Here is a 23755-nt window from a genome sequence, read left to right as displayed (position 1 = left end):
TCATCAGAATTACAATAAAGAACGGAATGATCTTAAGCATTTTAAAAATATCAATATATAAACTAAGCATTGTTTTCCGGCTTTTCATCCATTACGACAGAAGTTTCCATATTTTTCTTCTGCACCTGTTCCAGAAGCTGAAGTCCCAAAAGCCCGCTGATCCCTCCGTTTGCAGCATCGCCATTCCCGCCGATCAGCACTTCCGGCATGATCCTTACATTTTGGCTGGCAATATTCTCCATAATTTTCAACTGGGTGAAATTGTTTCCGCCCATGGCTTCTACGGACAGTTTATAAGATTCGGCATTGGATTTACCGATCGCTAAGATCTTTTCAGCCTCTGCATTACCGGTAAGTGAAATCTGTTCTGCGCTTGCTTTTGCTAGCAGTTCTATTTTCTCAGCTTCTGCTTTTGCCAACAGCCTTGTTTTTTCGGCTTCACCGGTAGCCAGCAGTTTCAGCCTATCCCCTTCCGCAGTCGCCTGCAGCCTTACGGAATTGGCATCCCCGGTCGCCTTTTTCACGGAGGCATCGGCAATTCTTTCCGCAATCAATACACCCTGGTCTGCTTTTACGATCTCTTTCTGCATATCGGCAACGGCCGTTTCTTTTTCCAGCGCCTGGCGGGTTTCCTGCGCCAGCATTTCGGTCTCATAAGTAATTTTCTGCTCTTCGGCCAGCTTACGGTCTGTTAAAGTCTTCATCAGGCTTTCCGGAGGAACAATGGCTCCGATCAGCGTATCTACGGCATTTACATTATACTGCTCCAGGACACTGCTGATGTGGTCTTTTGCGGATTGCTGCCTTTCTTTACGGGTTCCCAGGAAAGCAATCACATCGCTGTCCTGCGCCGAGTTCCTGAAATAGTTACCGATGGTTGGCTCCAGCACCTGGCTTACCAGATTGATCATATTCCCGAAACGGGCAATCACTTTTGGCGCTTCATAGGTCGGAATATGGATGATCTGTGAAACATCGAGATTGAAGGGAAAACCGTCTTTACTTCGTACCGTGATGGTAGAAAGATTTTTATCGAGCTGATGGGATTCGCTTCTTTCATAAGCCCAGTTCAGAACAAGATTGGTCGTAGGAACCAGCTCTACCTTCATAATATAAGGATTAATCGGGTATTTTCCGGGACCGATAGGTTCTGCCCAGACGCCTTTATGCCCTTTCTCCACAATATTTCCGTGCTTGAAATCCACACCGCTTAAATCTTTTCCGTCTTCCCCTACATAGCTGATAATGACACCCACGTGTCCGATCGGGATTTCCGTCATTTTTACCATTTCCACTTTGGTAAACCATGGATTCAGGAAATAAGAACCGGCAAGGATGACCTGCTCCTGGAGCCCTTTGTAACCGCCACTGTTTAGGAAAGTATCCACGTCCTGGAATTTATTATGCCCGTTAATGATTTTTCCGGCGATCTGTCCTTCTTCCAGCGGGCTTCCTTCCATGGTGGTAATGATTCCGACAGCATTATCGGGGATCTGTGTCATATCCGTAAGCTCGATTTCAAACAAGAGCGTGTTGATCCTGTAGGATCCAGGAGCTATGATCGCAGTCTGGCGGCCTTTTCTGCCTCCGTTTTTCAGAAAAGCTTCGGCGTCCTGAAAGGAATCGCAGTCTACTTTCCGGCCTAAGATCCTCCCGGTCTCCAGTTCCACCCCGTCTTTTGCGAGCAGGAGCCCTATTTTACCGGTTGGGATTACCGTAAAAGGCTGGAAATCGATGGAATACTGCCAGATCCATTTGCCAAAATATACGCCGGGCGCCAATGTCTGTGCCTGGAATCCGGCTTCCCCATTAGTCGCAATGATCCGTCCTTCCGGAAGTTCCTGCTTGCCGACAAGCACGAATTTTTTAGTAACCAACCCGATCCTGTCCTGAGGAACAATGACAAGCCCAAAGAAAATTCTTAAGATGAATTTGTAAAAAATAACGCACAGCAGTGCCATAACGGCCGGAATCATCCAGCCATGAAAACTTAATTCCATAGTATTGTTTTTATGTTTAATTAAAATTGAAAACAGGAATGATGCTCTGTTTTTTAAGAAATTAAAAACAGAGTACAGGAATTACATGGTAATTCTTTCGGAAAAATTAAGAAACTGAAGGAGGAGAAGTATTAAAAATCGTAAAGGTGATTTCTGATACTTTCAATAGGAAAAACTTAAAGTTAATGAGTTTCATGCTGATCATAAAGGAACGAGATCCTTTTGTGGTACAAATGTACGCAAGAAAAATACTCACTTGTTGCAAAAAGTTTATATATTTTTAAAGCTAAACTATAAATTACTGAAAATCAAATTAATTATTTTATAAAACACTACTATATTCAGCAGAGAATTCTTAAATTTTAACAAAAAACCAACATCGTAAGGATGTAAAACCTGATAATTCCGGCTTCAAATTTGATAATGTTTAAGCCTAACCATTACTATTAAAAAATGATCAGAAAAATTGCAATAGGTGTTTTTTGTATCGCCCAGTTTTCATGGATGCAGGCCAACACCGCGAAAAACGGAATTCCCGTTTCAAAAGTTCATTACCAGAAAGTTCCGAAGTCGGTCATTATCAAAACCAAAAAATTCAAAATCAAAATTGACCAGCAGCCGAATGGCAATTATCTTTATCAGTCCTGGGGTGTCAACGGAAAAGTCACCTCCAAGCCGAATATGATCATTTCAAACGGCGAATTGATTCCCGACGGAACAGGTGGAAATTATTATTATGAGTTCAACAACAACGGTTATACCTACCAGATCTGGAGGAATTATTTGACGGATTCAGCCAAAAAAGCACCGTATACTTTAATGGTTACGAATGAGACCGGTAAAACAATAGTCAATCAGGACGGATACGTTGTTAAAAATTAAAATCAACATTGAATAGAGATTCCTGGCTTTACGGCCGGAAATTTTTTGTTTATTAAGTCAGGAAACTGTGTGAACAAATGATAAACCTAACGGGTTTTTGAAACCCGTTAGGTTTTGTGCGTCATAGCTTTAAAGTCAGGATTTTTTTTGCTGGTCAACAGCGAATTTTGTTTTTCTCAAGTTAATAGTCAATCTTTGGTACAATAAGAATTAACAAGCGAAGCGAATTGACCATTCATCTTTAAACGATGCGTTCCTCTTTTAATGCGGTGTAAAACCGGCTTTCATCAAAGCTGTCTTTCGCAGCCTGATACCCGATGTTGAATATCTGCTCCAGGCGGTCTTTCCGTCTTTCAAAAGTGCCGTAAGCCGAAAGTTCCTGGGAAGAAATAAACCAGTCGCAATGGTCGAATTTTATTTTCTCGATGCGGTAGGAAAGCAGGTCGTAGGAACGGGAAACGATGGCTTTAATGGATTTCAGGTCACTGATTTTGATCTCGTGAGGAGGTGATACGAAAACGCCGATCAGCTTGCCGCAGTCTTTCCGGATGATGTCTGCCGGAAAATTGTTCAGCACCCCGCCGTCACAGTACATTTCATCATCAATGATATAAGGCGTCGTTACTCCGGGAATGGAACATGAAGCGATAATGGCATCTACAATTTTAAAGTTGTCGTCAAAGATCTTTTCCGTACCGCCGACCAATTCCGTTGCTACGATTTTCACTTCCTTATCCAGGTCTCCCAATTTCATATCCCCAAAAATAGGATTCAGGTAGTTCCGGAAAATAACCGATGAAACCAGCCCCGGTTGATTGAAAGCAAAATGCTTCCAGTTGAAAAAGTACACCGAATTGAAAAAGTCCAGGATTTCTTGCGGCTTTTTGCCGATGGCATACAGGCACCCGACAATGGAACCTGCACTGCAACAGGACAGAATATCTACGGTAATGTTTTTTTCAACCAGGAATTTCAAAACCCCGGCATGGGCAATGCCTTTGGTTCCGCCTCCGGATAACACCAGTCCTATTTTCTCAGAATTCATGGATTAAATATAAGAAAACAGAATAAAATAATGGGTCATATTTTTCCAGATCCGGTGATTTTGCCATTTTTTAACACAAATAAAAATTAGATTAATGTAGGTTAAAAGACTAGAAGAGAGAAGCTGGATGCCGGAAGTTTTCCTTCAACGTACTTGTGGGTAATGTCTGATCTAACGCAATGTTCGCAAAGATTTTTTGCATCGGCTGAGTATTATTTCCGTTCGCCAGGGCGCTCTGCTCAGCAAGGCTGAGTATAGAAACATTTATACTAAAGCATTTGATGTTTAGGCTGCTGTTATTTAATTTTCATTTTAATCATCAAAAAAGCCCGGAATTTCCGGGCTTGCTCTATGTTTTTGAATAGTATGCTAATTATTAATATACTTTTCGAAGATTTTCGAGAAATCTTTCTGGTTATATTTATCGAAACTGTTGGTATTCCATGCGAAAATATACTCATTGATGGCTCTTAATTCCTGACTTTTAGAAACATTCTCCTGCTTTCCGGAAGCCACTGAAGTGAGGGCTTTCTGGATGCTGTCGTTGGAGAAATTCAGCAACGAATGGTTGTGATGAACTTCCTGCTGAATCGCCAGCAATGCTTTATACAGGTCCTTCAGCTGATCGATCTGCCCCTTCGCCACGCTTATCATCAGGGGAACATTTCCTATATGGAATGAAATTTCAACATCCAGGTCAATGGTTCCCGCCGTTTGCAGAGCAATATTGGAAAACGGAAACTGATAGTACTCGTATCTTTTCAGAACTCTTTTCTTATCCAAAGCACTTGCTCCATCGATGTGGATCAAAGCACGGTTGGTAAAGCAATACTCATCCCTCCTGGATTTGATCAGAAAGAAAATTTTCTCGTTGTCTTCAGACAGGATATAATCATCCGAGTCTACCTTGTCGTAATCCTGAGAGGAAATGATTTTCCCGATATCTCCCAGTCCTAAAGCTTCTGCTGCTAATTTTTTGAACATAATTTATGTTGATTTATTATTATTTTGTTTATTGAATAAAATTAAGAAAATAAGTGAGATAAAAATAAAAACCACAGACAAAATCTGTGGTTTAAAATATCTAAATTTATCTAGCTTATTAAATATGAATCACTTCACCATAAGCCGCTGCAGCAGCTTCCATAATGGCTTCGGAAACTGTCGGGTGCGGGTGAATGGATTTGATGATCTCATGACCTGTCGTTTCAAGCTTTCTTGCCACAACCGCTTCAGCAACCATATCGGTAACGCCTTCTCCGATCATGTGGCAACCCAGCCATTCGCCGTATTTGGCGTCGAAAATCACTTTAATGAAACCGTCGGTATTTCCGTTAGCGGTTGCTTTTCCGCTGGCAGAAAGAGGGAACTTCCCTACTTTGATTTCGTATCCTTTTTCTTTAGCCTGCTTTTCCGTAAGACCTACCGATGCTACTTCAGGGTGACAGTACGTACATCCCGGGATATTGCCGTAATCGATTTTCTCAACGTGCATTCCCTTGATTTTCTCTACGCAGGTAATTCCTTCCGCAGAAGCAACGTGTGCCAAAGCCTGAGTCGGGATGATATCCCCAATCGCATAGTAACCCGGTACGGAAGTTTCATACCATTCGTTTACCAATACTCTTCCTTTGTCTGTCTGGATGCCCACTTCTTCAAGACCGATGTTCTCGATGTTGGCAGCGATTCCTACGGCAGAAAGTAAAATATCCGCTTCTAAAGTAATGTTTCCTTTTGCGGTTTTTACGGTAGCTTTTACGCCTTCGCCGCTGGTATCCACGCTTTCTACGGAAGCATTCGTCATAATCTCGATACCTGTCTTTTTAAGGGACTTTTCAAGGTGCTTGGAGATTTCTTCGTCTTCTACCGGAACGATGTTCGGCATGAATTCCACCACGGTAACTTTTGTTCCCATTGTATTATAGAAATCGGCAAATTCTACCCCGATTGCTCCTGAACCTACAACGATCATCGATTTCGGCTGCTCCGGAAGAGATAAAGCCTGTCGGTATCCGATTACTTTTTTACCATCCTGCGGCAGGTTCGGTAATTCTCTAGATCTTGCTCCGGTGGCGATGATGATATGTGTTCCTGTATATTCGGTTGTTTTTCCGTCTTTATCGGTCACAGAAACTTTCTTACCTTTCTGAACCTTTGCGGTTCCCATGATCACATCGATCTTATTTTTTTTCATCAGGAATTCAATCCCTTTGCTCATTTTATTGGCTACGCCACGGCTTCTCTGGATCACGTTCGGGAATTCAAAAGTTCCTTCCACTTTATTTAATCCGTAATCTTCAGCGTGGTTGATATAATGAAAAACCTGCGCAGATTTTAACAAAGCTTTGGTTGGAATACATCCCCAGTTCAGGCAGATCCCTCCTAAGTTTTCTTTCTCGATAATGGCAGTTTTGAAACCCAATTGTGCTGCTCTGATCGCTGTAACATATCCGCCAGGACCACTTCCGATGACAATAATATCGTAGTTCATTATTATAAAAATTTTTATGCGAATTTAAGGAAAAATATTGGAAATGACGCATTCCCTGAAATTGGCAGACAGCGAAATTTCCTGGCCGTTTTCAGAAGAAAGGATGGTATTATAAGGCTGGACGAGGGAAGCTGGAGGTTGGAAGTACTTTCCGTTAATATACCCGCTAATTTGCTACTTATCAAATGATCTTGTTTGCAAACTATTGAATTCGTATTCATAAAAAGTCCGCTCCAATAGATGAAACGGACTTTTTTGTTCTTTATAAGTTAACGATTATGTTATCTTGCGCTTCTCAGCAAGCGTTTTTCATTGGCATATCTTTCGTTCAGCGCTCTCAGCTGGTCTCTCTTCATCTTTTTTGTGGCCAAAGGATGATTCAGGATCAGCTTCCTCTCTCTGTTGTATCTTTGTGCGAGCTCCTGAGATTTGCTGTTGACCAACTGACCTTTCGAAGGATGTGGCGGTGCAGGCGGACGTCTCTGCCCATAAACGTTCATCGATAATCCTAGCAATACGACGGTTGATATAAAAAACTTTTTCATGACATTTACTTTTTTGAATGATTTTAAAGAATACATCATTCTGATTATCAAATTGCTGATTGCATTTTCTATACCAAAATCTTATTATGATAAAAATGAGGACCTTTTAGAGGCTGTTTAAAGTTTTTAACATTAAGGAATTAATAAACTGAATTTGACGGCTTCGTACCTAAATGTTTCTTAATTTTAATTTAGAATAAACGTTGCTTATTTTGGATTAAGCACCTAAAGTAAAACTTAATAAAAATTATTAAATAAAATCTAAACAGGCTGTAAAATATAAACTTAAAAATCGACCATTCTAAATTTAAATTTTTACTTTTGAAATAGGTACAATTAGAATAAACTGGAATAACTGAAAACCCCTATGAAAGACAAATTAATTGTGAAATCAGAAAAAAGCCGGATAAACACATCTATTATCATTCTGGGAATATTTTTTACAGTTTTTATATCTTATCTATTCAATACTTCTTTCCAGCCGAAAAATATTTATGAAGAAAGGCTTAAAGCATTATCTTTTTTCGTATTCATCTCATTTATTATATATCTTATTTTCTCTTTGCTCAATCAAAAAGTTGTTTATGTCTATAAAGACCATTTTGAAATTAAAAGATTTTTTAAAACAAAGACCTACAAATTTTCAGAAATACAATCCCATTATTCTAAAAAATTTTCCGGCAAATATGATTCGTGGGGAGCATATTATCTTGTCTTAAATGCAAATAAAAAACTGACATTTGTTGATACAGAATACTTGAATTTTCACCAGTTTTATTTTAAAATCACGGGCAGGATAAAAATCAATAAAAAATTAAATGAAAAGATATCCCATCGAAAATATCTAAAATATTCAATTATCTGCGGTATTCTGGCAATATTGTTATTCTATCTTTCAAGCCATTTTTATAACTTCAAAAAAACTGAAGACCATAATTTTGTTTTTATTACAGGAAAACTGAATGCTGAAATCAAAACGGTAAAAGGAGCAAAAGGCAGCAGGAAATTTGAAATTAATCTGGTGGATTATCCTAACTTTTCATTTCTGATATCAGGGATAAATTATAACGCAATCGAAAGTGATGAAGAATTTTTAAAATCATTTAAAAAAGATCAAGATATAACGATTGGTATCCACAAAGAAGAATATGAGAAAAAAATATCAGAAACAAAAAAACCGAATTTTTTTGATAAATATTTCCGTTATTGCAGTATTGAGATTAGGCAGGTCCAATACAAAAATATTTCATTTATTGATGTAGAAAAAGTTACTGAATCACGAAAACGTAATAATTATGCTATGATCGTAATTTTATCTTTATTGGGCCTGCCATTTGTTTACTTTACGATTAGAAATTTAAAAATATTCAAAAAATACAATTAATAAAATCACTGCTTTTTGTAAAATTAATTTTGATTTATTTTACCTCAATATTCTGTTTCAGCGGAAGATTCTTTGAAGAATTCCCCACAAAAATCCGGTATGTCCCTTTTTCTACGGTCCAGTTCATCTTTTCATCCAGAAATTGCAGCTCTTTGACCGGAACTTCAATGGAAACCTGCTTTGATTCTCCCGGTTTTAAATAAACTTTCCGGAAACCTTTCAGCTCGATAACCGGTCTTGAGACCGAAGCCAGCAGGTCTTTTACATACAGTTGTACCACTTCACTGCCTGCTTTTGAGCCCGTATTTTTTACATTCACCTTTGTAACAATATTTTCATTCTCAGTAAATTTCGTCTGATTCAACTGTAAACCGGAAATTTCAAAAGTTGTATAGCTTAATCCGAAACCGAACGGGTACAGCGGTTCTCCGCTCAGGTCGTAATAATCGTTTCCTCTTCCGGTGGGATGATGGTTATAGGATAAAGGCAGCTGCCCCTCTTCCACCGGAAACGTAACCGGCAGTTTCCCTGAAGGATTTTCTGCTCCGAACAATACCTTGGCCACGGCATTTCCGCCTTCTTCACCCGGATACCAGATATCGAGAATGGCTCCCACCTCATCTTTCCAGTCTGTTGTTTTTATAGCAGAACCGCCTACAAGAATTACTGCGGTTGGCTTGTTCAGTTTTGAAACTTCATGAATAAAAGCTTCTTGGTTTCCCGGCAGGCTCAGCGAAGAACGATCCTGGAATTCTCCTTCATGGATTCCGGTGGTTACAATAACGTACTCTGCATCTTTTGCCTGTTTTAAAGCTTCATCAAAATCTTTTCTATAATCATTCAGCCCGTAATTCCAGACGAGTTCTATGTTGGCTTCTCCCCTGTTTTCGTGAAATTCTACTGCAATGTCATAGGACTGTCCTTTAACAAAATCAAGATCAACCGTTTTGGTGGAATAGCTGAGTTTTTCCCAATTGTCAATAAGCAATTTCCTGTTAAGGTACAACCTGAAACCGTCGTTTCCGCGAAGGCCCAGCTGATATTTCCCCGACTCCGGTGCCAGAAGCTTTCCGGTCCAGCGCACACTGTAGTTATCAGGCTGTAGCTTTTCAGGATCCGGCGAATATAAGGTCCATTTAAAATTAAGCTGTTCGTCCTGTTTTTCAAATGCAGGATTACCTTTTAAATCCGGGTTGGCAAAATAACTACCTTTCAGACCTTTGCCATTGACGGAAGATAAAAATTCAGCGGGAACAGTGACAAACTTTTTCAGGTTCCAGTCGATTCCTTTTGAATAGGTGATCTCAATATTTCTGTTTTTAACAAAGTTCCGGATTCCGTCGAGAATGCTTACTTTTTTATTTCCCGGCCCGGAATATCCACCGAGTCTTGCATCAGCCGCATCGGTTCCTACGACAAGAATTCTTTTCACATTTTCCGGAACAGGAAGTGTTTTATTATTGTTCTGCAACAAAACGAAAGATTCCACAGCGGTTTTTTCCGCCAACGGCTTATGGTTTATTTTTCTTAAATCCTGAATATCTTTATCGGAAACATAAGGGTTCTCAAACAATCCGAGTTCAAATTTTGCCCTCAGCACGCGTGCCACGGCATCATCAATACGTTCTTTTGAAATCCGTCCGTCCAGCAACGGCGGGATAAAAAGTTGATAATGTTTGTATTCGGTCTGGAAAATTACATCCAGTCCTGCATTGATTGCCTGCGCCGAAGCATCATCATAATCTTTTGCCGTAAAATGCAGCACATTGGCTCCGCCCACCGCACTCGCGTCACTGATGACAAATCCTTTAAAATTCCATTCCTTCTTTAATTTTTCCGTCAGCAACCAATGGCTGGCGGTCGAAGGTCTTCCGTCCAGCAGATTGTAGGATGTCATCACCGACCGGCTTTTTCCCTGATGGAAGGCTTTTTCAAACGGCACCAGATGCGTTTCCTCCAGATACCGCCTGCTCCAGTGGATCGGGTACGAATCGCGGCCGCCTTCCCCGACGTTTGCCAGGAAATGTTTCGGCGTAGTGATGATGCCCATGTTTTCAAAGGAACTGACAAAGCTTACGCCCATAACGGAAGTCAGGAACGGATCTTCACCGTAGGTTTCCTCGGTTCTTCCCCACCGGACATCACTCGCTAAGTTCACCACAGGCGTTAAAATCTGCCGGATTCCTCTCAGCTTAGATTCCCTGGCGATGGCTGTTGAAACCCGCTTCACCAGTTCAGGATTGAAAGTCGCTGCCAGACCAATGGCTTGTGGAAAAGCCGTGGCTCCCTCCCGCACCAGCCCATGCAGCGCTTCATCAAACGGAATGATCGGAATGCCCAGCCTTGATTCTTCAACGAAATATTTCTGGATGGCATTTATTTTTTGGGTCAGTTTCTCCGCATCCTCATTGGCGTTGTACGTGAGCATCTGTCCGGCCGCACCGCCGCCCTGGTTTCCGGCACTTACCTGCAGACCGAAAATCCCGTGTGCATACTGCCCTTTCGGGACATGATCCAGATCGCCAGGAATCATAAAGCACTGCCAGAATTTTTCTTCGGGGGTCATTCTTTTAAGCAAATCCTGAATCCTGGCCTCTACAGGTTGTTTCGGATCTTTATACAAAGGTTTCTGAGCGGATATAACGATGGAACCCAACAATGAGATTCCGATGGCAATCGTATTAAATTTCATTATTGTGTAAGTTGGATAACGGTTGCATATTTTAATGCGGCTCTCTGTTCCGGTAACTGAACGTCAATGGAATTCCCCGTTTTCTTCCACTGAATTTTTCCAGACAGCCCCAGCACTTTCAATGATTTCGGCTTATAGTTTTCCGGGATTTCAAAATGGAAGGTCGAAGGAGATTCGTACTCTGTTTTTTCATCCAGGTGGAAAACATTTACTGTTTTTCCGTCTTTACTCCGGGTATAATAAAAATTACCGTCGTGATAAGGGGCGATGCTGCGGGTAGCAAATACCGCCGACTGGTTTTTGTCCATCCAGCCTGCAATTTCCTTTAATCTTTCATAAACAACAGGATCATAATCACCGTTCGGGCCGGGAGCGATATTCATCAGGTAGTTTCCGCCCCTGGAAATGATTTTCACCAGCGTTTCTATGATTTTCTGGGAAGACTTGTAGTTGTCGTTGGGCACATAGGAAAAAGAATCGCCCATGGTGATGCAGCTTTCCCAGGGAATATCCAGGGCTTTTTCGGGAACGGCCTGTTCGGGTGTCACATAATTTTCCCATCTTCCGGGAACGGTGCGGTCTACCACGATAATTCCCGGCTGATTGTTACGGGCCATGGTTCCGACCTTATCCATATCGATGTCCTGCTCCACCTTAATCGTCCGCTGCCATTCTACTTTCGGATCGATGGTATTGAACGGGCGCACCCAGCCTCCGTCCAGCCAGAGGATGTCTATTTTACCATAGCGGGAAGTGATTTCGTTCAGCTGGTTAAAGGTGAATTTTTTAAAGTTTTCCCATCGTTCAGGGTATTTTTTCGGATCATAATTCACATTCCGGTCTTTCGGCGGGAAGTAGGACCACCAGTAATCATCGGAATGCCAGTCGGGCTTGGAAAAATACGCTCCGATCTTGAAACCTTCGTTTCTGAAGGTGTTGAAGATCTCTTTCGTTACATCCGCCTTCGGATTTTTAAAAAAGGGAGTTTTTGGGGACGTTATTTTATAATCAGACTCTTGGGTATCAAACATGGCAAACCCGTCATGGTGTTTTGTGGTAAACACTACGTATTTCATTCCTGCCTTTTTTGCCGCATCCGCCCATTTTTGCGGATTAAATTGTGTCGGATTAAATGTAGTCTGGAGATTTTCGTAATTTTTCAAATATTCGTAATACGATTTCCCATGCTCCGGCTTCCGCTGTGTCCAGGATTCGTCTTCCGGACAGAGGCTCCAGCTTTCCACAATTCCCCACTGGCTGTAGGTTCCCCAGTGCATGAACAGTCCGAATTTTAAATCCTGCCAGTTCTCCAGATTCTTTATCACCAGAGGATCCGTAGGCTTCTGATAACCTTCGGAGACATTATGGGCCTGTGAAAAAAAAGCGGAGGAAAAGAGTAATGAAGAGAGAAATAGTGTTTTCGTTTTCGGTCTGATGAACATTAAGTTTAGTTTTGGCTAATTTAATCATCATTTACGGAAACAGCAAAAGTGGTAGGTCATTTATTAGTCTTCCGCTATAAATCATTGTTTAACAAACAATTATTAGCTGTTCATTTTAACCACAAAAGTTACAAAAGATCATTATGCCGGATCATAAAGTTAGATAATGAATATTTGAAAAGTCCGCAGAAGTTTTTAAAAATTAAAGATTTTAATTTCAGGTGTTCTAAAATATATGCAAACCCAAATAATGCCTGGGAACACAATGAAATGCAATTTTTCACCTCATTTGTCATTCTGCAATAATCTAAACGCGAATCTTTCCATATTGTTCGTTAATACAATGTAGAGATTCCCTGCAGGAAATCATAGATTCGAAGCAGCCAATGACAAACGTAGCGTTGAAGTTTTTATACACTCCATAAATCAGGGACAATCCGGTGACTGAGCTCAATCAAAGTCCCGTCGTCAAATATGTGCAATTATCTGTGCAAATCCGAGTAAATCTGTGGCTAAATTATCCAAACACAGCAAATATGCGCAATCATCCGTGAAAATCAGCGAAATCTTTGGGAAATTTAAAATCTCACGAATTCTGATTTTTATGGATCAAATCGTCAAATGCCTTTTCAACAGAGGGATAGATAAACATGAAACCGCTTTTTACCAATTTCTCAGGATACACATTTCTGCTTTTTAGTAATAATTCGGTTTCGGTCTGTAAAAGTACGGAGGCGATTTCCAGCTGCCATACCGGAGCATTTAGTCCGAACGGGATTTTCATGGCCTTCCTCAGATTCTTCATGAATATTTCGTTTGGCCGAGGATGGGGAGCCGTAATGTTGATGGCTCCTGAGATATTCTTATTATTAATAATATGTTCCACCGCTTTACAGAAATCAGTGATATGGATCCAGCTCACGTTCTGATTGCCGTTGCCCTGTTTTCCACCAAGCCCGAATTTTGTAAGCATTTTCATTTTAGGAAAGGCACCGCCGTTGTTTCCGATTACAATGGATGTCCGTAAAGCGACTTTTCGGATATTTTCATTTTCAACTTTAAAAAATTCCTGTTCCCAGCTTTTGCAGATGTTCATCGAAAAATCATCACCAATGATGCCATTTTCTTCAGTATTCAATTGGGTTTCGGAATGGATGTAGAGGGTTGCCGAACTGGCATTCAGCCAGATTTTCGGTTTATGATTGCATTGATCGACCGCTTCCTGAAGCACTCTGGTACTGTCTATTCTTGAATGATAAATTTCATTTCTGCTTTTTTCGGTGTATCGGCAATCTACGGACTTTCCAGCGAGATTGATGAGAACATCGGTAGTTTCCAGAAGGTTTTTCCATTCGCCTAATGTTCTGGCATTCCAGTGAAACTCGTTTCTGCGTTTTGGGCTACGGGTTAAAATGTAGACCTGATGGCCTTTTTCCGTAAAATATTGTTCAAGGTTTTTTCCGAGAAAGCCGGTTCCGGCGGCGATAATGATTTTCATGGGAAAAGGATTTAGAGGTTAAAATTAAGGGTTCAAAGGTGGCTTTGCCACTTTACTTTGCTTCCTTAAAATAGCAATAATTACCATTGGACTTTGCGTCAGTTTTTCATGTTTTGCAGTAGGTGCTCATTTTTCATAACCATTCATTATCTCTGTAAATATTTCTTCGTTTTCACCCGTATTTTAGAACCTTCCGCCAGCATTACAGAGATAGGCCGCTGAAGATTCAGGTATCTAAAACCGCTTCCGTAGAGACTTTCAAAATCTACTTTAACATCATGATTTTTTACTTCGTAGTATTCCCATTTCGGATGGCATACTTCATATTCTGCCGTTTTATCTTTCTTTTTTGTAAATCCGAAATAGTGTTCGGTAATAAACTCAAATTCAGAATCGGGTTTCATGGGCAAAGGGTTATTTCCGGCAGTTACGGTAATGGAATGCCATGTTCTGTCTTTCCAGGAATACCGGATCAATACCTCATTATCTGTATGATGAATGGTGTTTTGCATGGGCATCGTCTCGTAATGTTCCTGATACACTGAATTGGCAACCAGGCTCAGCGCAGGTTTCGGAACGATCTCTTTCACAAAAACCACGCCTCTTTTACATTGATCTCCTTCTTTTTTCTTTACATAAAATCTCAGATTGACTTCTTCAAAGTTCCGGTGAAAGGGGATCGGAAATCCTAATAATTTTGTGTTTAAGAACATAAATCCGACAAGGCTGATGTAGCATTTGCCATAATAAAAATCCAGTTCCGTGCCTGCCGGAAGATAAGGTAAGAGAAGTTCCGGATTTATTTCGTAATTGATGATGGCCAGTTTCCGCCATTCTGCTGTTAGGAAATTCATAATGTTACTGTTTAAATAAAATGATAAAAATTTTTATTCTAAAAGTCTGCTTCGGCGGCACTTTTAATCATACGGTTTCTTTCCAAAAGGAATTGCTTCATATAATTTCTAAGGAATATGGCATTGAATATTTTACCGATGATTCCGAACGGGGATTCAAACTCGAAAATATCGGTCATAACGGTGTACCGATCTTCCTGCCTGAAAAGATGCTGGTGCTTCATGGATTTAAATGCACCCTTCAGCATAATATCGGTAAAATGATAGGGCTTGTGCATGCTAATAATTTGTGTGGTTAAAGTCTGTACGATGCCTAAATGTTTTGCTTTCCAGGTAACGGTTTCGCCTTGTTCGATGAGTCCGGCAGTTCTTCCGGCAACTGCTTTTTCACCTGTCCGGAATGTGGATTTCTGATGCAAATCAATATCTCTGGCCAGATCAAAGACGTTCCGGATGTCGGCCTGAATGGTTGTCTGTAAACGGATAATGGCCATTTTCAATTGTTTAAAGATTATTCAAGATTAAGATCGCTAAAACGGTCATCCTGAAAAGCGTCCAGGAAAGCGTCGGAACGATACTCAGCGCCAATATCCTGCATCTTCTGATGTGCTCCAGGAACATTACAGCTACTACAGCTCCGAAATAGATAAATGCAGAAGTAGCGTTCAGGTTCAGGAATACTCCGGGAATCAGCAGAACGGTTCCGATGAGGGAAACGGTCATCATATTTCCGAGGTAATCCCACAGCTTTCCTTTGAGGTACGTCTTCAGAAATACGGTCTGCCATAAGATCTGCCCGGCACAGATCCCGGCTTCCCTCCAGAAATGATGATGTAATCCCAATTTGGCTGAAAACACACTTAAAATGTATCCGGAAAAAATGGCTACGAAAGCAATATAAGCCAACCGGTATTTCAGATTAAAGTCAGGAATGCAGGCATCGGTTCCATGATCGTTTTTTGAAGGAATAATCTGCTTGCGGTTGTAAGAAACGAAAGAATAAAGCTTTTTGAATAAGGTATATAAAGGCTTAATCCTGGCTATTTTTTCCAGCAACGGAAAAGAGTTCCCGATAATCAGCAGCAGACTGTCCAGGCCGTAAGTAACATGGTTTTTCTTGTGATCGATCAGGGCAATCTCATTTTTTGCACGGTTGAAATCCATAAGGTTTTTGCTTTCAGTACTTAGTTCGGTAAAAGCTTCCCTCCCGTTTTGATCCAGCATCCCGGCGACAATAAAGCCTTGGGAATACAGGTTGCACATGGGGCATTCGCTGTCATAGATGAGGGTATGGTTTTTAAGGGTTTTCATCGTTACTGATTTTAAAGGTTTAAAAAGTCTCCTCTTGTTCTTTTTTTCTGAATTTTGAAGGTAAAATACATCCAGATTTTAAACAGCAGTGTTTTCATTTTTAATGATTTTATTTTTGCTCATGGCGTGTTTACGACCTTTCAGGAAAAGCAATAGGTTCAGAAGCATCATGATTCCGAGATAAATGGAAAATCCCCCGATTTTTTCGCTCAAAGCAACGACCAGCCTTTCTACGGTTTCGATTTGGAAAAATTCAACGATACAAAGTGCAAAACCGATATTTAAGAGATAAAACCCGATCTTGAATAAGGAATTGGTGGCCATGGCAATATCTTCTTTCTGATGAAAAATATCGATCATAAAGGTTCTGGAGTTTTTGAAGAGAAATTGGGAAACCAGCACGGTTAGCAAGATCACGATTGGCAGATAGATCATGTATGCCTCAAAATTGTAGGTTGTGGTAAGAATTGTTGGATTCATAGTCTTTATTATTTTATAGTTAAATTTTTTCTTAAAAAGTAAAGGGCAAAAATGTTCATAAAGTGTAAGACGCAAAGAATTAAAGTTATATACCCTATTCTTATAGCAGTGACGCTAAAAACCTCTTCCGGAGAATTTACTTTGTCCCAGTGGGTAAGATTAATCGCGATGTAACCAAGATTAATCAGATAATAACACCCTAAAAGAATCCTGTTAATCGTAAGACAAAGATCAGAATCATGAATGAGATAGTGCAGATAATGCTTTCCTGCATGGTAACATCTTCGCCCTACATCAATCGTTAGGTACGAGCTTACAGAAAGAAAAAGGATGTATGAAACCAGAGTAAACATTATATAAATATTATATTTTCAGTAATTTTTGAAATTTAATCTGAAAAAATTTTATTCCGCTGTCTTATTTTGATGCATTGTTTTCACCATATAAAAACCATACCCGAGATAGTACATATTAAAAAATATACCTCCGATTCCCATAAAGTTTATTACATAATCCATTTTAGAATCACTAAATAATACTGCCATGAAATACAGGATCACGAAAAACAGAATAACGCCGTAAAAATAATACCGGTGGAACCTGCTTTTGCTTAATGAAACCCTTACCAGGAAACCGACAATATTTGAAACACCAATAAAGAATAGAGCAATAAAAAATTCTGATCCCGATACTTTTTGGTAATAACAAGTAGCAGCGTACCATAATAATGTAAGACTAATAATCGTCTGAAGTATTACTTCTCCTTTTAAAATATTACTTTTCATGCTTTTAGGTTTTTATTGTTATTATATTTTCAATAATTTATGAAAGTTAATGTTAAATAAAAAAGGCTCCTTGCCTTGGTTCAACTTTGTCAAAATTCAGAATTTTGACAAAGTTTTCGTTTTATCACTTCAATAGGTTGGTAATTTTTCCTACCAGCCAGTGGTCGTCGCTTTTGATCGCAAGATCCATGATGTTGTTTATTTTTCCCGTTACCGTACTGAAGTCGTCCATCAGCCTGATAAATTCTTTCGCACCTTCCGAATCTTTGTCTTCAATGTCTTTCAGTTCTTCCAGAAACGAAATTACCGGTTCTATTTCTCTTTTTCGGCGTTCTTTGGTAATCTGCTTGAATAGGAACCAGACATCTTTTTCGGCTACGAAATACTCTTTGCGGTCGCCTTTTACAAGCTCCTTTCTTACAATTCCCCAGTCCATCAAAGCCCTGAGGTTCATATTGGCGTTTCCCCTGGAAATTTCCAGCTGCTGCATCACCTCATCGGTTGATAGCGGCTTTTCACTCGCGATCAGCAAAGCGTGCACCTGCGCCATCGTACGGTTGATCCCCCAGTTGGTCGCAAATGTTCCCCAGGTCTGGATGTATTTTTCTTTAGCCTCCGAAAGTGTCATTGTCTTGTTGTTTCAGTTTCTTATGACAAATGTAATTATATTTTTTGAATTTTCAATAATTTATGAAAATTAAATTTAAAATTATTTCCTTTAATTTGAGTAATGTTATGAACTTACCTATAAATTCGTACTGATCAGTGAATCCAATACCTGTATGTTCAAATCCCCCGAATAGATAACCACTCCGTTTTTATCAATCAGCACCATCTGGGGAAATGCTGATATCCCATAATTTTTGTTTACGGTTTCTTCTCCCGACAGGACGTCATAGTTTACCTGGTGTTTTAATATAAACTGTTCAATCGACTTTCGGCTGTCTGTTGTATTAACAGCAAGCAATTTAAACTTTGAAGGGTCGTACTTGCGGTGTAATCTGTTTAATTCCGGAACCGCATTTATACAGTAGCTGCAGTTCCTGATCCAGAATTCCAGCAAAATAATCTTTCCCCTATATTCATGTAAACTGACTTTTCCAGCGGTTGCGATTTTATCCAGCGTAAAATCCGGAGCACTTTGCCCCATGCTGATAATCTTTGGTACATTTTTCTCTTCCTGCCTGTATTCTTTTAAATAACTCGAATAGTACCAGCTGCTGTCCGACGGAGGTCCAGGATCAACCACAATATCTGAAAACCCGGTCCTGTTGACATCCCGGCTCCCTTTTTTAAGCTGTATAAAACTGACAGGCATAAAGCTTTTTCTGTCGACAATTAATTTGTTGTAAAATGTAATTTTTTCAGTGGTTGCCGTAAAACCTGTTCCAAGATAATTAGGGAAGCGGTTCTGCATAGTAAAGTTGAGAAGGTAAAAATGTTTTTTCCCAATGAGCGTATCCTTAACATCCTTTACAATATTCTTATCGCCAATTACTGCAGGCAGGATATTCTTTAAGGTGATTATCGAATTATACAAAGCGGACAAACCTTCAAAATCTGCCGCTTTCATCCTGTTTTTTATATGAATGGTCCTGTCAGCCGCAGAGGTTTCAAAAAACCCGGAATTATTGAAAACAGAAAATCCGTCCTGATCTTTATACTGATACCGAAAGCCCACCAGATCATTTTCTTTGCTGAAATCAATATACATTTCACCTTCCGATTTGCTGTGATAGTCTTCTGCGGGATAGGTGAATTCTCTTGTGTAGTGATAATTGACCTTTTTTAACGACTGCAATTTTTGAGAAAATTTTCTGAAGATATCCAGCCCGTTTTCAGGAGTTCCCGCACTCAGCTGTAAACTAATGCACGCAGATACCAGGATGATAAGCCTGAACAGATAGCTAAAGTTTTTCATGATATGTTTTTAATTCCTTCAAAAATACAAAATTTACATCAGATGTATACTTCCCCAATGTCTGAGACAGGCAGCTATTAAATAAAAAGCAGGCATTCCTGAGAATGCCCACTCCACCTAACTTAATTTTTAATAATTTTAAATGTGTCCCATTGTTTACCGTATCTGCATCGCATTAAATATACACTTTGGGGATAAGAAGTAATATCAATATTATTTGTTCCCTTCGGCAACTTTTCTTTTCTGATTAAAACTTTTCCGCTGAAATCGTATACATATAATTCATCAATAAGTTTATTGGATTGAATATGGAGTAAACCCTTTGTAGGATTCGGATAGATCTTGATCTTAGGATGTTCTTCATTTTCAAGTTCGGTTTCAATCTTCTTATAGATATACTCGTTTTTAGAGTTGGATTGACAGGATGGTATTGTTGAACGCTGTAAAATGAGTCTTAATAAAAGTTCATTTAATTTTTCTACTTCATAAGAATCTGTGGTCGGTTCAATATGATTGTTGCCGATTCCGCTGTGATTGGTAAGAAAAGTATAGGTTCCGTTCGTAAGCAGGGCAAAAGTTCTCATAATATATTCCGTTTCCTTATCGGTATCGCTGGCTGCCAATGGAATAATAGTGATCCCTTTTTCAGCGGCAAGCTTTACTTTTTCATATATCTTGTCAATGTTTTCCTGTGAATAGTGCGGAGGAGCATCCAGGACCAAAAACATAATTTTAGTGGAATTACTTTTGCTCCAACTCAGTTTTTCAATGGAAGAATCCAGAGCTTCCACCACTGCTTCCGGTGTATCTCCGCCACCACCGGCCTCCTGTTTTTTAATAAAGTTAATCAGGTTTTCTGCTTTGTCCGTAAAATTAAATTCCCTGGTTACATATTCGTCACCCTGATCTCTGTAAAATACGGAAGCGTAACGTACATCTGTGGTATTCTGAAGCTTCTTTTCCACTTTTTTAAGGACATCCAGCAATTCCGCCTGTAGATAGGAAATTTCGTCTCCCATAGATCCTGTTGCATCTACCACAAAGGCAAGATCAAGATTTCTTTTTGTAAGACATGGCGCATCTAAGGAAATGATATTTTGCCCGTTTCTGAATAATTTTACTTTATCCGACAGTATCCTTCCCTTATCATCTGAAATTGAATATTTCACGGATGAATATTTATAATCTATTCGCGGATTGATCCACAATTCAGCATTTCCTTTATTATCTGAAACTGCTTGCCAGACAACTTTCTTTTCCTCATTCAGAAGCTTTATTCTTTTTCCGATAACAGGTTTCCCATTTTTATTGACGAGTTGTACAGAAACTCTTTTATCAGGAAAGATCTTCCACTGATTTTTGCATTCCGACAAAACAGGAGCAGCCATATCCTCCCAGTAATTCCACTTAAAGAAATCATTTACTTCTCCGGCAGTAAGTTGTCCGGCTTCCGGAAAATCTTCAGTTATTTTAACTTTTCTGTCTTTGGTTTTGGATTTGGTAATTTTTACACCTGAAACTTTAGATGCCAGTTTGGCTGAAGATCTCTCGGGCGAATAAGAAATTTCCTCAGCCACTGCCGTTTTCGGCTTCGGGCAGCCGTTGTATTCCGGCAGTCCGGGAACGGTTGGGCAGGCATCATCTTTATCGAGGATTCCGTCGCCATCGGTATCCGGCCATGGGCAGCCGTTGTTTTCCGCAGGTCCGGCTACAGTCGGGCAGGCGTCGTCTTCGTCATTTATTCCGTCGCCATCCGAATCCGGTAACGGACAGCCGTTGTTTTGTATAGGTCCCGGAACCTCTTTACACTGATCGTCTTTATCAGGGATCCCATCCACATCCACATCCGGCCACGGACAGCCTTTGTTTTCTACAGGTCCCGGAACTTCCGGACATTTATCGCGTCTGTTTTTAACGCCGTCCTGATCTTTATCTTTTGAAAAATCTAATTTTCTTTCTTCCTTATTCTGATCCGAAGCTGTTCTGGTCTTACAACCTTCCAGGATGATCAGAGTCAGTATGGCTATTCCTGCTTTTTTCATGTTTATTATTTTGTATCTGCGTTTACATTTTCTTTTGTATAAGATGTACAAATCTGAAAAGGTTGCAGATAAATATTTTATTTGTTTAGATGATTTGTTAAGCTTACTTCATGGTTTCTGATCTCTACAAGAAATCTGGTTCTTCAAAAGGATTAAAAAAAGAAATTTCCGGAGAAATTTCTTTTTTCAGATGTATAGTGAATGGGCATTAGTTTAATGTAAACCCGATAGTATTCAATTCATTTCCAACGATTTAATAAATATAAAGAAAAAAAAATACCCCCGGAATCTTCTTCTTAATACAATACAGCAAATAAGATCATTTAATTTATAAGACCGCTGGCAATCTTTTAACAGAAGAAACTTCCGACTTCCGGCATCCGGCTTCCTTCTTCCAGCCTTTTGCTCTATTTTCTATTTCGAGTTCACGTTAGTTTAGAAGTCTATCATGATTATCGAGGTAACTTTTCTTTCAGAAGCCTTTTCAGCCTTCGTTTTTCCTTTTTGGAAATGTCTTTGGTTTCGACCAGGATCACGCCGTTTGCCGCTTTGCTCCCGAAGAGTGCAGTAGCTTTTTCCCCTTTGAACACCTGCATGAATTCAATTTTCTTTGGATCCAGCCTGATGAATACCTCCTGCGTTGCAGCAACTCCGTCGATAATAAACAACGGATTATTGTTTAATTGGGAAGAGCCCTGGCAGCTGATGGAAATATCCACTTTTCCGGAACCCGGTACCTCTGATATGGAGTTGATGTTTACTCCTGCCATTTTTCCCCGGATTACGGTGGCAACTTCTTTGTTTCCAAGCCTGTTTCCGGAACCGGACTGATTATTGGCAACAAAGTTGTCCTTCTTAAAATATCCTTTATTATAAGCCAGGATTTCAGGTTCCTGCAAAGGTTCGTTGCGGTTAAATACGGACGCCGGATATACAGCTTCAGCGGTATCGGCAACGGCATTGAGTTCGTATATTTTCTTTTTTACAGTAGAATTCGCTGCAAGGGCCTGAACCATAGAAGACTTTTCTTTTCTGATCCCGGTGGTAATAACTTCTTCTGCATGATAGCGTTTTTCGGTATCCGCTATGATTTTATCTTCCGCAACGGCTGTTGTTTCCTTGGGAAAAACCTGTGGTAAAGGCATGTCGGAAACACGGGCAACTGCATGGGGAACATCTATTTCCGGAACTTTCCGGTAAGCTATTTTTGCCGTCGGGGCTTTAAATATTTCCTTTTGGATATTTGCCTTTACCATACTGTCGGTTTTCCGGATATTGGCGGCTATTTCTGCCTGCTGACTTTTTGGGGCAACGATCTGTTGTGCCATAGCCTGTTTCGGAACTGCCGGAGTTTCGCTTTCAGAGGTAAAATAAAAAATCCCGGAACCGATCAGAAGACTTGCCGCAATACCATAGGGAATCCAAAGCCCCATGCCTTTTCTTTTCTTCTCTTCTTTCTTATCCAGCTTCTCCTCTACTTTTGCCCAGACTTTATCGAATCCCGGAAAAGTCGCAGGTTCTTCCAGGGTTTTGGAAGCTTCATTGAATGTTTTATCTATGCTGTTGTTTTCCATTGCGTTTTTAGTTTAAATGTTTTGGTTTACCATCAGTTCCTGCAGTCTCTTCCTTGCAAAATTGAGCTGGGATTTTGAAGTGCCTTCGCTGATGGAAAGCATATCCGCGATCTCTTTATGAGGATAGCCTTCAATAGCAAAGAGATTAAAGATGGCCCTGCATCCCTCGGGAAGAAAATTCAGGAGGCTTAAAATATCTTTTTCAAAGGATATGTTTTCCGTAGAAAAATCAGCGGAGAAGGCATGGTCTTCATCCAAAGGAATATGAAGTTCCCTCGCCGTGCGCAACTTCTGCAGACATTCGTTCACCGCAATTTTTCTGGCCCAGGATTCAAAAATATCCGGATTCTGAAGCTGGTTCATCTTCGTGAAAATTTTGTAGAAGCTGTCGGCCAGCGCTTCTTCAATATCTTCATCATTTTTAAGATAACGTCTGCATACCGAATACAGCTTCCCGGCCATCTTTTCATAGACTTTTCGCTGGGCATTCCGGTCGTTCCGCTGACATTCCAATAATAGCTCTCGTTCCATAGTCAGGCTTTATATCTACATAGATGCAGAAAGTTTCCAAAAGGTTGGAAACATCGTAAACTTTTTTTTAAAATAATTTAATTCGTGGGAGCAGACAAATTCCGAATATGATTTAATATAAATAAAATCAACACTCTACGCCATTTAAAAAGCTTTTTTACTGCATCGTAAATTTATTACATTATATTAAAAATTTCTGATCTGCCAAACGTTAAACTCCGTTTCGGGAATTTCATTTCCTGTCTTGTCATAAAATTTAACCTAGGGATTTAACCTTT

General features: G+C 39.9%; 20 protein-coding genes and 1 pseudogene. 2 read left to right on the top strand and 19 right to left on the bottom strand.

What is annotated here, in order from left to right:
• Positions 1-62 precede the first annotated feature (62 nt).
• A complete protein-coding gene (locus ACED20_RS00450; RefSeq protein WP_294231513.1) occupies positions 63-2000 on the bottom strand; it encodes an SPFH domain-containing protein in 1938 nt (645 codons plus the stop codon).
• Between the two features lie 453 nt (positions 2001-2453).
• On the opposite strand from ACED20_RS00450, the gene ACED20_RS00445 reads away from it, so the two are divergent.
• On the top strand, positions 2454-2882 hold the full coding sequence (locus tag ACED20_RS00445; protein ID WP_294231515.1) for a hypothetical protein: 429 nt from the start codon (positions 2454-2456) through the stop codon (positions 2880-2882).
• A gap of 241 nt (positions 2883-3123) precedes the next feature.
• Here ACED20_RS00445 and ACED20_RS00440 read toward each other — a convergent pair whose 3' ends face one another.
• The 4 genes from ACED20_RS00440 to ACED20_RS00425 form a co-directional block, all read right to left on the bottom strand.
• A complete protein-coding gene (locus tag ACED20_RS00440; protein WP_378103258.1) occupies positions 3124-3927 on the bottom strand; it encodes a patatin-like phospholipase family protein in 804 nt (267 codons plus the stop codon).
• A 369-nt stretch (positions 3928-4296) separates the two neighbouring features.
• On the bottom strand, positions 4297-4911 hold the full coding sequence (locus tag ACED20_RS00435; protein WP_294198938.1) for a PH domain-containing protein: 615 nt from the start codon (positions 4909-4911) through the stop codon (positions 4297-4299).
• Positions 4912-5029: 118 nt separating this feature from the next.
• A complete protein-coding gene (lpdA, locus tag ACED20_RS00430) occupies positions 5030-6418 on the bottom strand; it encodes a dihydrolipoyl dehydrogenase (RefSeq protein WP_294317005.1) in 1389 nt (462 codons plus the stop codon).
• Between the two features lie 281 nt (positions 6419-6699).
• Positions 6700-6963 carry a hypothetical protein gene (locus tag ACED20_RS00425; RefSeq protein WP_294198936.1) on the bottom strand — a complete coding sequence of 88 codons (264 nt, stop codon included), beginning with the start codon at positions 6961-6963 and terminating at the stop codon, positions 6700-6702.
• A gap of 367 nt (positions 6964-7330) precedes the next feature.
• Here ACED20_RS00425 and ACED20_RS00420 point away from each other — a divergent pair, with 367 nt between their 5' ends.
• Positions 7331-8347, top strand: coding sequence for a hypothetical protein (locus ACED20_RS00420; RefSeq protein ID WP_378103257.1), 1017 nt, complete (start codon positions 7331-7333; stop codon positions 8345-8347).
• A gap of 34 nt (positions 8348-8381) precedes the next feature.
• Here ACED20_RS00420 and ACED20_RS00415 read toward each other — a convergent pair whose 3' ends face one another.
• The 14 genes and pseudogenes from ACED20_RS00415 to ACED20_RS00350 all read right to left on the bottom strand — a co-directional run bounded on the left by ACED20_RS00415 (position 8382) and on the right by ACED20_RS00350 (position 23477).
• Entirely contained in the window at positions 8382-11039 is a 2658-nt protein-coding gene (locus ACED20_RS00415; protein WP_378103256.1) for a glycoside hydrolase family 3 N-terminal domain-containing protein, read from the bottom strand.
• Positions 11039-12481, bottom strand: coding sequence for an alpha-L-fucosidase (locus ACED20_RS00410; RefSeq protein ID WP_378103255.1), 1443 nt, complete (start codon positions 12479-12481; stop codon positions 11039-11041). Before ACED20_RS00410 ends, ACED20_RS00415 begins: the two co-directional genes overlap by 1 nt.
• Positions 12482-13067: 586 nt before the next feature.
• Positions 13068-13979 (bottom strand): TIGR01777 family oxidoreductase, encoded by a 912-nt coding sequence (locus tag ACED20_RS00405; protein ID WP_378103254.1) that lies wholly within the window; start codon positions 13977-13979, stop codon positions 13068-13070.
• Positions 13980-14125: 146 nt separating this feature from the next.
• On the bottom strand, positions 14126-14833 hold the full coding sequence (locus ACED20_RS00400; RefSeq protein WP_294198932.1) for a YqjF family protein: 708 nt from the start codon (positions 14831-14833) through the stop codon (positions 14126-14128).
• 38 nt (positions 14834-14871) lie between these two features.
• Positions 14872-15327, bottom strand: coding sequence for an SRPBCC family protein (locus ACED20_RS00395; protein WP_294231526.1), 456 nt, complete (start codon positions 15325-15327; stop codon positions 14872-14874).
• Positions 15328-15337: 10 nt separating this feature from the next.
• Positions 15338-16144 (bottom strand): DCC1-like thiol-disulfide oxidoreductase family protein, encoded by an 807-nt coding sequence (locus ACED20_RS00390; RefSeq protein WP_378103253.1) that lies wholly within the window; start codon positions 16142-16144, stop codon positions 15338-15340.
• Between the two features lie 78 nt (positions 16145-16222).
• On the bottom strand, positions 16223-16624 hold the full coding sequence (locus tag ACED20_RS00385; RefSeq protein ID WP_294221459.1) for a hypothetical protein: 402 nt from the start codon (positions 16622-16624) through the stop codon (positions 16223-16225).
• Between the two features lie 404 nt (positions 16625-17028).
• Positions 17029-17409, bottom strand: coding sequence for a hypothetical protein (locus tag ACED20_RS00380; RefSeq protein ID WP_378103252.1), 381 nt, complete (start codon positions 17407-17409; stop codon positions 17029-17031).
• A 124-nt stretch (positions 17410-17533) separates the two neighbouring features.
• Entirely contained in the window at positions 17534-18037 is a 504-nt protein-coding gene (locus tag ACED20_RS00375; RefSeq protein WP_294221466.1) for a GbsR/MarR family transcriptional regulator, read from the bottom strand.
• Positions 18038-18154: 117 nt separating this feature from the next.
• Entirely contained in the window at positions 18155-19330 is a 1176-nt protein-coding gene (locus tag ACED20_RS00370) for a peroxiredoxin family protein (RefSeq protein ID WP_378103251.1), read from the bottom strand.
• A gap of 122 nt (positions 19331-19452) precedes the next feature.
• Positions 19453-20907, bottom strand: coding sequence for a VWA domain-containing protein (locus ACED20_RS00365; protein WP_378103311.1), 1455 nt, complete (start codon positions 20905-20907; stop codon positions 19453-19455).
• A pseudogene (locus tag ACED20_RS00360) lies at positions 20896-21270 on the bottom strand (thrombospondin type 3 repeat-containing protein); the annotation flags it as partial. The gene ACED20_RS00365 and the pseudogene ACED20_RS00360, both read right to left, overlap by 12 nt.
• Before the next feature lie 554 nt (positions 21271-21824).
• Complete coding sequence (locus tag ACED20_RS00355) at positions 21825-22946, bottom strand: TonB-dependent receptor plug domain-containing protein (RefSeq protein WP_378103250.1); 1122 nt, start codon at positions 22944-22946, stop codon at positions 21825-21827.
• 12 nt (positions 22947-22958) lie between these two features.
• The gene (locus ACED20_RS00350) at positions 22959-23477 is read right to left on the bottom strand and encodes an RNA polymerase sigma factor (RefSeq protein WP_294198924.1); all 519 of its coding nucleotides are present in this window, start codon (positions 23475-23477) and stop codon (positions 22959-22961) included.
• Between the last annotated feature and the right edge of the window lie 278 nt (positions 23478-23755).

It is taken from the genome of Chryseobacterium sp. sg2396, assembly GCF_042610505.1.
GTDB lineage: Bacteria > Bacteroidota > Bacteroidia > Flavobacteriales > Weeksellaceae > Chryseobacterium.
Note: the sequence above shows the minus strand (reverse complement) of the source record. Positions and strands in the feature narration are given on the sequence as shown.

Coding starts and splice junctions, on each gene's coding strand:
- ACED20_RS00395 (WP_294231526.1), bottom strand. CDS start 15,327: ATGGCCATTATCCGTTTACAGACAACCATTCAGGCCGACATCCGGAAC.
- ACED20_RS00375 (WP_294221466.1), bottom strand. CDS start 18,037: ATGACACTTTCGGAGGCTAAAGAAAAATACATCCAGACCTGGGGAACA.
- ACED20_RS00385 (WP_294221459.1), bottom strand. CDS start 16,624: ATGAATCCAACAATTCTTACCACAACCTACAATTTTGAGGCATACATG.
- ACED20_RS00415 (WP_378103256.1), bottom strand. CDS start 11,039: ATGAAATTTAATACGATTGCCATCGGAATCTCATTGTTGGGTTCCATC.
- ACED20_RS00440 (WP_378103258.1), bottom strand. CDS start 3,927: ATGAATTCTGAGAAAATAGGACTGGTGTTATCCGGAGGCGGAACCAAA.
- ACED20_RS00450 (WP_294231513.1), bottom strand. CDS start 2,000: ATGGAATTAAGTTTTCATGGCTGGATGATTCCGGCCGTTATGGCACTG.
- ACED20_RS00380 (WP_378103252.1), bottom strand. CDS start 17,409: ATGAAAAGTAATATTTTAAAAGGAGAAGTAATACTTCAGACGATTATT.
- ACED20_RS00420 (WP_378103257.1), top strand. CDS start 7,331: ATGAAAGACAAATTAATTGTGAAATCAGAAAAAAGCCGGATAAACACA.
- ACED20_RS00355 (WP_378103250.1), bottom strand. CDS start 22,946: ATGGAAAACAACAGCATAGATAAAACATTCAATGAAGCTTCCAAAACC.
- ACED20_RS00435 (WP_294198938.1), bottom strand. CDS start 4,911: ATGTTCAAAAAATTAGCAGCAGAAGCTTTAGGACTGGGAGATATCGGG.
- lpdA (WP_294317005.1), bottom strand. CDS start 6,418: ATGAACTACGATATTATTGTCATCGGAAGTGGTCCTGGCGGATATGTT.
- ACED20_RS00390 (WP_378103253.1), bottom strand. CDS start 16,144: ATGAAAACCCTTAAAAACCATACCCTCATCTATGACAGCGAATGCCCC.
- ACED20_RS00410 (WP_378103255.1), bottom strand. CDS start 12,481: ATGTTCATCAGACCGAAAACGAAAACACTATTTCTCTCTTCATTACTC.
- ACED20_RS00370 (WP_378103251.1), bottom strand. CDS start 19,330: ATGAAAAACTTTAGCTATCTGTTCAGGCTTATCATCCTGGTATCTGCG.
- ACED20_RS00405 (WP_378103254.1), bottom strand. CDS start 13,979: ATGAAAATCATTATCGCCGCCGGAACCGGCTTTCTCGGAAAAAACCTT.
- ACED20_RS00350 (WP_294198924.1), bottom strand. CDS start 23,477: ATGGAACGAGAGCTATTATTGGAATGTCAGCGGAACGACCGGAATGCC.
- ACED20_RS00400 (WP_294198932.1), bottom strand. CDS start 14,833: ATGAATTTCCTAACAGCAGAATGGCGGAAACTGGCCATCATCAATTAC.
- ACED20_RS00425 (WP_294198936.1), bottom strand. CDS start 6,963: ATGAAAAAGTTTTTTATATCAACCGTCGTATTGCTAGGATTATCGATG.
- ACED20_RS00445 (WP_294231515.1), top strand. CDS start 2,454: ATGATCAGAAAAATTGCAATAGGTGTTTTTTGTATCGCCCAGTTTTCA.